Origin of the sequence: Serratia sp. LS-1 (assembly GCF_003719595.1) — a bacterium.
Classification (GTDB): domain Bacteria; phylum Pseudomonadota; class Gammaproteobacteria; order Enterobacterales; family Enterobacteriaceae; genus Serratia; species Serratia ureilytica.
Map to the genome: position 1 here is coordinate 3,767,970 of NZ_CP033504.1, position 11,921 is coordinate 3,779,890.

At 59.7% G+C, this 11,921-nt stretch carries 11 protein-coding genes; 3 read left to right on the forward strand and 8 right to left on the reverse strand.

All coding sequences use genetic code 11. The features are described 5' to 3' along the window. Window positions 1-30: 30 nt before the first annotated feature. Together EDY99_RS17950 and parC are read right to left on the reverse strand one after the other, a co-directional pair. Window positions 31-765 carry a 1-acylglycerol-3-phosphate O-acyltransferase gene (locus EDY99_RS17950; protein ID WP_004937266.1) on the reverse strand — a complete coding sequence of 245 codons (735 nt, stop codon included), beginning with the start codon at window positions 763-765 and terminating at the stop codon, window positions 31-33. Between the two features lie 246 nt (window positions 766-1,011). Further along, a complete protein-coding gene (gene parC / locus EDY99_RS17955; RefSeq protein WP_004937261.1) occupies window positions 1,012-3,285 on the reverse strand; it encodes a DNA topoisomerase IV subunit A in 2,274 nt (757 codons plus the stop codon). 325 nt (window positions 3,286-3,610) lie between these two features. On the opposite strand from parC, the gene EDY99_RS17960 reads away from it, so the two are divergent. Together EDY99_RS17960 and EDY99_RS17965 are read left to right on the forward strand one after the other, a co-directional pair. Then, window positions 3,611-4,192, forward strand: a complete 582-nt coding sequence (locus EDY99_RS17960) for an NAD(P)H-dependent oxidoreductase (RefSeq protein WP_123061973.1) — start codon at window positions 3,611-3,613, stop codon at window positions 4,190-4,192. 33 nt (window positions 4,193-4,225) lie between these two features. Next, window positions 4,226-4,534 (forward strand): putative quinol monooxygenase, encoded by a 309-nt coding sequence (locus EDY99_RS17965; RefSeq protein ID WP_033644613.1) that lies wholly within the window; start codon window positions 4,226-4,228, stop codon window positions 4,532-4,534. An 8-nt stretch (window positions 4,535-4,542) separates the two neighbouring features. Here the strand turns inward: EDY99_RS17965 and EDY99_RS17970 are convergent, their stop codons facing one another. From EDY99_RS17970 to nudF, 6 genes are all read right to left on the reverse strand, one after another. After that, the gene (locus tag EDY99_RS17970; protein ID WP_123061974.1) at window positions 4,543-5,439 is read right to left on the reverse strand and encodes a LysR substrate-binding domain-containing protein; all 897 of its coding nucleotides are present in this window, start codon (window positions 5,437-5,439) and stop codon (window positions 4,543-4,545) included. A gap of 82 nt (window positions 5,440-5,521) precedes the next feature. Then, window positions 5,522-7,417 (reverse strand): DNA topoisomerase IV subunit B, encoded by a 1,896-nt coding sequence (gene parE / locus EDY99_RS17975; protein WP_025304305.1) that lies wholly within the window; start codon window positions 7,415-7,417, stop codon window positions 5,522-5,524. Window positions 7,418-7,463: 46 nt separating this feature from the next. Next, window positions 7,464-8,048 (reverse strand): esterase YqiA, encoded by a 585-nt coding sequence (gene yqiA / locus EDY99_RS17980; protein WP_004937252.1) that lies wholly within the window; start codon window positions 8,046-8,048, stop codon window positions 7,464-7,466. Then, window positions 8,048-8,875 carry a 3',5'-cyclic-AMP phosphodiesterase gene (cpdA, locus tag EDY99_RS17985; RefSeq protein WP_004937250.1) on the reverse strand — a complete coding sequence of 276 codons (828 nt, stop codon included), beginning with the start codon at window positions 8,873-8,875 and terminating at the stop codon, window positions 8,048-8,050. The genes yqiA and cpdA overlap by 1 nt, the downstream gene beginning before the upstream one ends. Window positions 8,876-8,902: 27 nt before the next feature. After that, the gene (locus EDY99_RS17990) at window positions 8,903-9,328 is read right to left on the reverse strand and encodes a DUF1249 family protein (RefSeq protein WP_033651295.1); all 426 of its coding nucleotides are present in this window, start codon (window positions 9,326-9,328) and stop codon (window positions 8,903-8,905) included. Further along, window positions 9,328-9,960, reverse strand: a complete 633-nt coding sequence (gene nudF, locus EDY99_RS17995) for an ADP-ribose diphosphatase (protein ID WP_004937242.1) — start codon at window positions 9,958-9,960, stop codon at window positions 9,328-9,330. The genes EDY99_RS17990 and nudF overlap by 1 nt, the downstream gene beginning before the upstream one ends. Before the next feature lie 347 nt (window positions 9,961-10,307). Between nudF and hasF the strand changes: the two genes are divergently transcribed. After that, on the forward strand, window positions 10,308-11,825 hold the full coding sequence (gene hasF / locus EDY99_RS18000; protein ID WP_033644608.1) for a multidrug efflux transporter outer membrane subunit HasF: 1,518 nt from the start codon (window positions 10,308-10,310) through the stop codon (window positions 11,823-11,825). Window positions 11,826-11,921 lie beyond the last annotated feature (96 nt).

The following is an 11,921-nucleotide window of genomic DNA, read 5'->3' on the forward strand; positions in this document are numbered from 1 at the left end:
AAAGAACTCTTCTTTGAAGCCGGTAGACTCTTATTTTTTGGCGGCGTTGCGCTGGGCGACTTCGGCGTCCAATTCGGCGATTTTCGCCTCCATCAGCTCGCGGCAATGGGCCGCCAGCTCGCGCACGTTTTCTTTGCCGTATTTGCTGGTATCCACCGGCGCCAACATCTCGACGATCACATGGCCGTTATTCCAGCGATTAAGATTTATATTACCGCTGGTGGTGGATACGCAGATAGGCACAATCGGCACGCCGGCGGCGATGGCCGCGTGGAACGCGCCGGTTTTAAACGGCATCAGCCCACGGCCGCGGCTGCGGGTCCCTTCCGGGAACATCCAGATCGAAATGTCTTTCTTCTTGAACTGCTCCGCCACTTGGGCGATGGTACCGTGCGCCTTGGCGCGATTATCACGATCTATCAGCAGATTACCGGTCAGCCAATACAGCGGGCCGAAAAACGGGATCCACACCAGACTTTTTTTACCGACCGTCACGGTGCGCGGCTGCACGATATTAGAGGCCGTCACCATGTCGTAGTTATTTTGGTGGTTGGCGATATAGATGCAGTTGCCGTTGTTGGCCGCATCGGCCGGCACGCGGGTTTCAACCTTGATGCCGAACAGCGTCGACAGACGGCCGAAAAGATGGCCGAAGGTCGCCACATGGCGAGGATTACGCGGACTGAACAAGCAATAAACCGAACCGAAAATACACACCAGAATACAGAAAAGAGTGGCGAGAACGGCACGCAAAATCAATAACATAACAACCTCATTAGCACACTGCCAACGCAGTTTACTTCGCTGCGCAGATTCCTTTACTCATTATTTGCCGACCAGGCGGAAAGCACGCCTATGTCGCCTGCATTTCTCGCTATTTTCCCGCCAGGCGGCAGTACGCACAATAATTTTATGCGCAGAAATGTTAACTATTTGGAAAATAAACGCCAGCAAAAATAAATAAGGCGGCCACAGCATGCTGCGACCGCCCGTTAACGCTGGTGCCAACGCTTACTCTTCGCTGTCGCCACCCGACGCCCGCACCGGCGCATCCACTTCGACGCGATCGATGCGCTGCAGGCCGCGCGGCAGTTGGGTGCCCTTGCGGCCGCGTTCCGCACGGAACTTCTGCAGATCTTCCGGGCGCAGCGTCAGCTTGCGTTTGCCGACGTGCAGCGTGACGGACGCCTGCGGCGGCAGCACGAACAGCCAGGCCAGCTTGTCTTCACCGGCGGCGGCCTGCGCCGCCGGAATGGAGACGATCTTGTTGCCCTTGCCCTTCGACAGCTGCGGCAGATCGGCGACCGGGAACATCAGCATGCGCCCGGCGGCGGTGATCGACAGCAGCATATCGTCTGCGCCGTGAATTTCCATCGGCGGCAGCGCTCTGGCGTTGTCCGGCAGCGTGATCATCACCTTGCCGGCGCGGTTGCGCGCCACCAGATCGTTAAAGGTGCAGACGAAACCGTAACCGGCGTCAGACGCCATCAGCAGCTTCTGATCGTCGGCCGCCATCAGCACCTGCTCGATGGTGGCGCCCGGCGGCGGCGTCAGCTTGCCGGTCAGCGGCTCGCCCTGCCCGCGCGCCGAAGGCAGCGTCATCGGATCGAGCGCATAGCTGCGCCCGGTAGAGTCGATAAACACCACCGGCTGATTGCTCTTGCCGCGCGCCGCGCCGCGGAAGCTGTCGCCGGCCTTGTAGCTCAACCCGGTCGGATCGATGTCATGGCCCTTGGCGCTGCGCACCCAGCCCATTTCCGACAGCACGATGGTCACCGGCTCGGACGGCACGAAGTCGTGCTCGCTCATCGCCTTGGCTTCCGCGCGCTCGGTCAGCGGCGAACGGCGATCGTCGCCGTAGGTCTGCGCATCGGCCTGGATCTCTTTCTTAATCAGCGTATTCAGCTTGCGTTCGGACGCCAGCAGCGCCTGCAGCTGATCGCGCTCTTTCGCCAGTTCGTCCTGCTCGCCGCGGATCTTGACCTCTTCCAGCTTGGCCAGGTGACGCAGTTTCAGCTCGAGGATCGCTTCCGCCTGGGTATCGGAGATGCCGAAGCGCTGCATCAGCACCGGCTTCGGCTCATCCTCGCTGCGGATAATGTGGATCACCTCGTCGATGTTGAGGAACGCCACCAGCAAACCTTCGAGGATATGCAGGCGCTTGAGCACCTTCTCGAGGCGGTAGTTCAGGCGGCGACGCACCGTATCGCGACGGTAGGCCAGCCATTCAGTGAGGATCTCCACCAGCCCTTTCACCTGCGGGCGGTTGTCCAGACCGATCATGTTCATGTTGATGCGGTAGCTGCGCTCCAGATCGGTGGTGGCGAACAGGTGATTCATCACCTGCTCCAGATCGATGCGGTTGGAACGTGGCACGATCACCAGACGCGTCGGGTTCTCGTGATCGGATTCGTCGCGCAGGTCTTCGACCATCGGCAGCTTCTTGGCGCGCATCTGGCTGGCTATCTGCTCCAGCACCTTGGCGCCGGAAACCTGATGCGGCAAGGCGGTGATCACCGCGCTGCCATCCTCTTTCTTCCACACGGCGCGCATGCGCACCGAGCCGCGGCCGCTCTGGTAAATTTTGCGAATTTCATCGCGCGGGGTGATGATCTCGGCTTCGGTCGGGAAGTCCGGCCCCTGTACGAACTCGAGCAGGTCATCGAGCGAGGCGCCCGGCTTGTCGAGCAGCGCCACCGCGGCGGCGGCGACTTCGCGCACGTTGTGCGGCGGAATGTCGGTCGCCATGCCGACCGCGATGCCGGTGGTGCCGTTCAGCAGGATGTTCGGCAGGCGCGCCGGCAGCATCTTCGGCTCTTGCAGCGTACCGTCAAAGTTCGGGATCCAGTCGACCGTGCCCTGTCCCAGTTCGGCCAGCAAGACCTCGGCGTATTTGGACAGGCGCGATTCGGTATAACGCATCGCCGCGAACGACTTGGGATCGTCCGGCGCCCCCCAGTTCCCCTGGCCGTCCACCAGCGGATAGCGATACGAGAACGGCTGCGCCATCAGCACCATGGCTTCATAACACGCGCTGTCGCCGTGCGGGTGATATTTACCCAGCACGTCGCCCACGGTGCGGGCGGACTTCTTGAATTTGGCGCTGTTGGTCAGCCCCAGTTCAGACATGGCGTAGATGATGCGGCGTTGTACCGGCTTCAAACCGTCGCCAATGTACGGCAACGCCCGATCCATGATGACGTACATGGAATAGTTCAGATAGGCGTTTTCAGTGAATGTGTGCAGCGGTAAACGCTCTACACCGTCATGAGTCAGATCACTCATTACTCAATTATCCTCAGACCGTGGCTTGGCAATCCCTTGGACGACAAAAGGCATCGCTTGTCGATTCTGCCCGCGATAGTAACCCATCTGCAGGGTGGCTGTCACAGTTGGCGCAAGGATCGCCGGCGGCGGCCGGTTGCGCGCTGCGGTTTATGCAAAATTTCGCTGTCTGGCGGCCCGTTTATTGACTGGCAGTCAACACTGTTGTGCGCTGGATCGCATTTTTACTTGCCCGCCTAACGATTACACTCGTCGCCAGCGAGCTGGTTTCCGCCTTTTCGGCGGGAAGCATGCCATATCTTAACTCTGACGGGAGCCGCGAAAGATGAGCAATATCCTGATTATCAACGCTAAAAAACAATTCGGCCATTCCAACGGCGAACTCAACCAAACCCTGAGCGACGTGGCGGAAAGCTTCCTGCGCGATCTGCAGCACGATGTGCAGGTCACCGTGGTCGACGACGGTTATGACATCGAAGCAGAGGTAAAGAAATACCTGTGGGCCGACGCGGTCATCTACCAGATGCCGGGCTGGTGGATGGGCGAACCCTGGATCCTGAAAAAATACATCGATGAAGTGTTCACCGCCGGTCACGGCAGCCTGTATGCCAGCGACGGCCGCTCTCGTTCTGACGAAAGCAAAAAATATGGCTCCGGCGGCCTGATCCAGGGCAAAAAATACCTGCTGAGCCTGACCTGGAACGCCCCGCAGGAGGCCTTCACCGATCCCGATCAGTTCTTCCACGGCGTCGGCGTCGACGGCGTTTACCTGCACTTCCACAAGGCCAACCAGTTCCTGGGAATGGAAGCGCTGCCGACCTTTATCTGCAATGACGTGATAAAACAACCGGATATCGAAGCGGACATCGCACGTTATCGCGAGCATCTGGCGAAAATTTTTGCTTAACTGACGCAGAACATACTCATCAACGAGGTAAGCATGATCACCGTAATCGCAGAAATCAAAGTGAAACCCGGCCACCGCGCCACCGTACTGCAAGCCATTGAAAAGCTGGTGCCGCTGGTGCTGGCGGAAGAGGGTTGCGGCGAATACACGCCGATGGTCGACAGCAATACCCAGGCGCCGTGGCAGAAGCGGTCGCCGGATTCGGTGTTCATGCTGGAGAAATGGGAAAGCATGGCGCATCTGGAAAAACATCTGGCCATTGAGCATATGCTCAAACACCGCGACACCCTCAAAGACAGCGTGCTGGACACCGAGATCTACATCCTGGAAAACGCCCTGTAAGCTCCGCCTTATAACGTCTGCGCGTCGATGTGCGCGCTGACGTAGTCAAGAAAACAGGTGATGCGCGCCGCCAATTGCGTATTGCGGTAATACACCGCATTAATCGGCTGGCGCACGTCCAGCGTCTCCTGCTCCAGCAACGGCACCAACTTGCCCGCTTCCCGATCGCGTCGGGTCATAAAGTCTGCCAGCTGTACGATCCCCTCGCCCCGCAGCGCCAATTGCCGCAGCGTTTCACCGCTGGACGCCGAGATCGTCGGCGTGATGGTGAAATGCGGCGCCTGGCGATAGCGCAACGGCCACTGGTTCAGCGATTCCGGCTGGGTAAAACCGAGCAGACAATGCCGGTGCAACGCCTCCACGCTCTGCGGCGTGCCGTGCTGCTGCAGATAAGCCGGGCTGGCGAGGATGCGCAACCGGCTGGCGCCCAGCGCGCGCGCATGAATGGTCGAATCGCGCAACGCGCCGATGCGAATGGCGATATCCGTGCGTTTTTCCAGCAGGTCGATGATCAGATTGTCGGTGTTCAGCTCGAGCGAAATTTGCGGATAACGTTCCCTGAACCCCGCCACCAACGGCACGATGACGTGCTCCATAAAAGGCGCAGCCGCATTGATCCGCAGTCGCCCGGCCGGCATCTGCCGGCGCACCGCCATTTGTTCTTCGGCATTTTCCACCGAGTTGATGATCGTACGCGCATGGCTCAGGAAGCTTTGCCCCTCTTCGGTCAGCTCCAGGCGACGCGTAGTGCGGCGCATCAGGGTGGTATCGAGCTTATTCTCCAGGCGGCTGAGCGCGCGGCTGATGCCGGAAGTCGTCTGGCCGAGCCGATCGGCGGCGGCGGTGATGGAACCGCTGTCGACCACCGAAGTGAACGCCAGCAATTCTTCGAGCGTGATCTTCATGCATTCCGGCCCAGGTTATCGGGCGCCGCATGAACGCCCTGCGGGAAAGCCGGCCCGGCGTTTCACCGGGCCAGGGTCAGGCTCAGACCGCCAATTCGGCCATGTCGCCCTTGTCTTGCAGCCAGTTGCGGCGATCTTCCGAACGCTTCTTGGCCAACAGCATGTCCATCACCGCCAGCGTCTGATCGACATCATCTTCCGCGACCGTCAATTGCACCAGACGGCGGGTGTTCGGATCGAGGGTGGTTTCGCGCAGCTGCAGCGGGTTCATCTCGCCCAGCCCTTTAAAGCGCTGGACGTTCGGCTTGCCTTTCTTGCGCTTCAGCTGTTCCAGCACGCCGGCTTTCTCTTCTTCATCCAGCGCGTAGAACACCTCTTTACCGAGATCGATGCGGTACAGCGGCGGCATGGCCACATAAACGTGCCCGCCTTTCACCAGCGAACGGAAGTGGCGCACGAACAGCGCGCACAGCAGCGTAGCGATGTGCAGGCCGTCGGAGTCCGCATCCGCCAGGATGCAGATTTTGCCGTAGCGCAACTGGCTGAGATCTTCGCTGTCCGGATCGATGCCGATCGCCACGGAAATGTCATGCACTTCCTGCGAGGCCAGCACTTCGTCCGAGGAGACTTCCCAGGTATTCAGGATCTTGCCCTTCAGCGGCATGATCGCCTGATATTCGCGATCGCGCGCCTGCTTGGCCGATCCGCCCGCGGAGTCCCCTTCCACCAGGAACAGTTCGGTCATGGCCAGATCCTGCGAGGTGCAGTCCGCCAGCTTGCCCGGCAGCGCCGGCCCGCTGGTCAGCTTCTTGCGCACCACTTTCTTGGCGGCGCGCAGACGGCGTTGGGCGCTGGAAATCGCCAGCTCGGCCAGCTGTTCCGCCGCCTGAACGTTCTGGTTCAGCCACAGGCTGAAGGCATCTTTCACCACGCCGGAAACGAAGGCCGCGCACTGACGCGAAGAGAGACGCTCTTTGGTCTGCCCGGCGAACTGCGGATCCTGCATCTTCACCGACAGCACGTAAGCGCAGCGATCCCAAATATCCTCCGCCGACAGCTTCACGCCGCGCGGCAGGATGTTGCGGAATTCGCAAAACTCGCGCATCGCGTCCAGCAGCCCCTGACGCAGACCGTTGACGTGGGTGCCGCCCTGCATGGTCGGGATCAGGTTGACGTAGCTTTCGGTCAGCAGCTCGCCGCCTTCCGGCAGCCACAACAGCGCCCAGTCCACCGCTTCGGTATCACCGGCGAAATTGCCGACGAACGGCGCTTCCGGCAGGGTGATCAGGCCGTTAACCGCTTCCATCAGGTAGTCGGTCAGGCCGTCCTGGTAGCACCAGCGCTGCTCGGTGTTGTTCACCTTGTCGATGAAATAGATCTCAACGCCGGGGCACAGCACCGCTTTGGCTTTCAGCAGGTGAGTGAGGCGCGATACCGAGAAACGCGGGCTGTCGAAGAACTGTTCGTCCGGCCAGAAGTGCACGCTGGTGCCGGTGTTGCGTTTGCCGCAGGTGCCGGTCACCGTCAGGTCTTGCACTTTGTCGCCGTTTTCGAAGGCGATGCCGTAAACGTTGCCGTCGCGGCGCACGTTGACTTCCACCCGCTTCGACAGGGCGTTGACCACCGAGATCCCAACGCCGTGCAGGCCGCCGGAGAACTGGTAGTTTTTATTCGAGAATTTACCGCCGGCGTGCAGTCGGCACAGGATCAACTCAACCGCCGGCACGCCCTCTTCCGGGTGGATGTCCACCGGCATGCCGCGGCCGTCGTCGATCACTTCCAGCGACTGATCGGCGTGCAGGATCACGTCGATACGCTTGGCGTGTCCGGCCAACGCTTCGTCGACGCTGTTATCGATCACCTCTTGGCCGAGGTGGTTTGGGCGCGTCGTGTCGGTATACATGCCGGGACGACGGCGCACTGGTTCTAGACCGCTGAGTACTTCAATGGCATCAGCGTTATAGCTGGATTGAGTCATCGTTGATTATTTTTTCGTGGTTAAAGGGAGGTGCCGGAACGGTCCGTCAGACCGCGTTTAGCCCTAAAAAATCCACAATCTGGGGGAAGTAGTGCTCGAAACCGACGAAGGCGTGGTTTCCACCCGACTCCACCGTTTGCCGACACGCGGTGTAATACGCCACTGCCTGGCCGTAATCGAGAATTTCATCGCCCGTTTGCTGCAGCAGCCAGATTAAATCCGGCGACTCCAAAGGATCGATCTGCATCACTTTCAGATCGTAAACGTGACGAGACTCTAACACATATTGCTGGCCGGTGTAGGGGTTCTCGTTGGCGCCGAGATAGTCGACCAGCAGCTCAAACGGCTTGACCGCCGGGTTGACCACCACCGCCGGCAGCGAAAAACACTGCGACAGCCAGGTGGCGTAATAGCCGCCCAGCGAGGACCCCACCAATCCGAGCGTTTGTCCGGCGCGTTCCAGCACCAGATTTTCCAGCATCTCGGCGGCCTCCGCCGGAAAGGCCGGCAACTGCGGCACCAGCATCTCGATAGCGGGATGGTGTTCGGCCAGCCAGGCCTTGAAGGCCACCGCCTTGGCCGACTGCGGCGAGCTGTTGAAACCGTGCAGGTAGAGCAGTGTCGAAGGCATCAGTATCCATCCGAGTCCATATCGGGGCGGAAATCGTCGTTTTCCAGGCGGAACACCTGCGTCTCGACGCGGCCGTCCGGCAGCAGATCGAGGTAACGCCAGCCGGGGGAGACGTCGTCGATGGTAAAGTTAGTGCAGTGCGGCTTGAATTGCACGCAGGTGGACGGCGTCGCCAACAGACGGCGGCCCTGCCATTCCAGATCCAGATCCTGGTGAATATGACCGCACACCACGGTATTCACCTTCGGGTAGCGCAACAGAATCGCGCCTAGCATATGCGGGTTGCGCAGGCTGTGCTGATCGAGCCAGGTGCAGCCGGAAGGCAGCGGATGGTGGTGCAGCAGCAACAGCGTGTAACGCTCGGGGTGCGCCTGCAGGCAGCGCTCCATCCACTCGAGCTGGTATTCGCTCAGCTCGCCGTGCGGTACGCCGAACACCTGACTGTCCAACATCAGCACCTGCCAGTTATCGCCCAGCAGCACCTGCTTGGAAGGGGCGATGCCGGCGGCGGCCAACGCGTCGACCATCGCCGGTTGGAAATCGTGGTTGCCCGGCAGCCACACGCACGGGGCCGGCAGTTGCGCGATGCCGGCGGCGAAGTGGCGGTACGCCTCCTGCGAATGATCCTGCGCCAAATCTCCCGTGGCGACGATCAAATCGACATCGCGGCGCTGCGCCTGAATGGCGTCCAGCACCGCGTGATAGCTGCGATAGGTATTGATGCCGAGCAACGTCTCGTGTTCGCCGGCAAAAAGGTGGGTATCTGTTATTTGTAGAATCCTGACCGCGGCCCCACTCGCCACGGGCAGTTTAAACAGGCTTTCCAAATGGTGTCCTTTGTTATTTCAGTCTGTCTAACAAACCGGAACCGCCATCGCTCCATGCGCCAAACAGTAGCGCAGCCAATCAGCAAGAAACTGGTTAATTTGATGCTTTTCGTCGCGTTGATGCAACTTTTTATTAGGATAATCATAACGCGCTTTAAAGCGGTAGATCTGCTGACTGGAACACACTTCCGCAACCATGGCGTCATGGTATAACCGCACCGTCATCGCGGGCAGGCTCCAGTAGCTGACCGCCGGAAAGATCTGCTCGATCTCCACCAGCGACGTGTAACGCGTGGACTCAACAATGGTCAAACGATAGCTAGCGCCGTTCACCTGATAAGTCACCGTTTCGCCCGCTTCGTCGTTGCGCGGCAGCAAGCGGCGCAATTGCGCGAAGTTGGTTTCGCACAATCTCATCATTTCGGGGAAATCAGGGGTATAGCGCTGTTTCATTAGTTGGCCCACTCTTTTCTCAACGATTCATGGTGCAACGCCAGCCATTGCAATGCAATCACTGATGCGGCGTTATCGATCGCGCCTTCTTCCACCCAGCGGTAAGCCTGCTCACGGCTGACCACATGGACGCGAATATCTTCATGCTCTTCCGCCAGGCCGTGGATGCCTTCGGCGGTGCCGGCATCCACCTCGCCGACCATGATCGACAAGCGTTCGCTGGTGCCGCCGGGGCTGGCCAGATAGCTCAGCACCGGCTTGCAGCGCCCGACCACCACGCCGGCTTCTTCCTGCGCTTCGCGGCGGCACACGTCTTCGACGCTTTCGCCGGTTTCGATCATACCCGCCACCATTTCCAGCAGCCAGGGCGAATTACTGGTATCGACCGCGGCGATGCGCAGTTGTTCAATCAGCACCACTTCATCGCGCACCGGGTCGTAGGGCAGCAGCACCGCCGCATGGCCGCGCTCGAAAATTTCACGCGTGATTTCAGGACTCATTTCGCCATTGAACAAGCGATGGCGAAACCGGTATAAATTGAGTGAAAAAAAACCACGGTACAGCGTCTCGCGTGCAATAATTTCTACATCTTTTTTATCGAAGGTGACGGGTGACGGCTGCGAACGGTTCATGCGCGAATTCTCCTGCGTGAGTATGCCGATAAAATAAACGGTTTTGATGACAGAAACAGCGGGTCTCACCGCCGCCGCTTTATGTTAGGCTGTTTTTCGCCGCCGGACGCGGCGCGTTTGTGCGCTCGCGGGTAATAGCGGGAAACAATCCTGATTGTCAGCCATAATATCAGCTGCAGTCGGCCCGGGCAGTACGCCAAGGTAAATGGGCGGTCTGAAAGGTAAAAGTTACGTGAGATGGCACATTCAGCCACCTGATGCGTACCGCAGACTCTGCTAGAATCGGCAACTATTTCGTCTATCGTCAGCGCTAACATAGCAATATTGCTGCACAACAAGGAATGCAAATGAAGAAACTGCTCCCCCTTCTTATCGGACTGAGCCTGGGCGGCTTCAGTGCAATGAGCCAGGCAGAGAACCTGCTGCAGGTCTACAAACAGGCCAGGGAAAGTAACCCGGATCTGCGCAAAAGTGCTGCTGACCGCGACGCCGCATTCGAAAAGATCAATGAAGCGCGCAGCCCGCTGCTGCCGCAGCTCGGTTTAACCGCAGGTTACGATTACACCAACGGTTATCGTGACAGCAATGGCGTTAACAGCAACGTCACCAGCGGTTCGCTGGCATTGACGCAGACCCTCTTCGACATGTCGAAATGGCGCCAGCTGACGCTGCAGGAAAAGAGCGCCGGCATCTCCGACGTCACCTTCCAGACCGCAGAGCAGTCGCTGATTCTCAACACCGCCACCGCCTACTTTAACGTGCTGAAGGCGATCGACACGCTGTCGTACACCCAGGCGCAGAAAGACGCGGTGTACCGCACGCTGGATCAAACCACTCAGCGCTTCAACGTGGGCCTGGTGGCGATCACCGACGTGCAGAACGCCCGCTCGAACTATGACACCGTGCTGGCGGCGGAAGTCTCCGCCCGCAACGATCTGGACAACGCGCTGGAAACGCTGCGTCAGGTCACCGGCAGCTTCTACCCTGAGCTGGCCTCGCTGAATACCGATCGCTTCAGCACCCAGCGCCCGGAAGCGGTGAACAACCTGCTGAAAGAAGCTGAAGCGCGCAACCTGAGCCTGCTGTCCGCCCGCCTGAGCCAGGATCTGGCGCGCGAACAGATCCGCGCAGCCCAAACCGGCTATATGCCGACGATTGACGTCAGCGCGTCAACCGGCATCAGCAATACCAAATATAACGGCTCAAACACCGGCGGCGCGAATGCCGCACGCTACAGCGACTCCGATGCGGGCCAAAATAAAGTGGGCATCAGCTTCAACCTGCCGCTGTACAGCGGCGGCGCGACCAACTCGCAGGTTAAACAAGCGCAGTACGGCTTCGTCGGCGCCAGCGAACAGCTGGAAAGCGCTCACCGCAGCGTGGTGCAGACCGTGCGTTCATCGTTCAACAACGTTAACGCTTCGATCAGCAGCATCAACGCCTACAAACAGGCGGTGATCTCCGCGCAGAGCTCCCTGGACGCGATGGAAGCCGGTTATCAGGTCGGTACCCGCACCATCGTCGATGTGCTGGACGCCACCACCACGCTGTATAACGCCAAACGTCAGCTGTCCGACGCGCGTTATACCTATTTGATCAACCAGCTGAACATCAAGTCGGCGCTCGGCACGCTGAACCAGAACGATCTGCTGCTGCTGAACGGCGCGTTGGGCAAGCCGGTATCGACCGCGCCTGACGCCGTCGCACCGCAAAACCGCGCGCAGGACGCCTATGCGGACGGTTATCAGGACAATGCGCCGATGCAACAGACTGCGGCGCCGGCACCGGCGGCCACTCGCGCATCCGCGCCGGCCGTTACCACCAGCCAACCGGCTCGCCACAGCGGCAATCCATTCCGCAACTGATGTCCGCACGCTGACAAACACGGGGTCCGGCCTGCGCCGCGCCCCGTTTTTTTGTCCCGATTTTCCCCGCTTCTGCCCGCCGCCTCACAGCCGCCG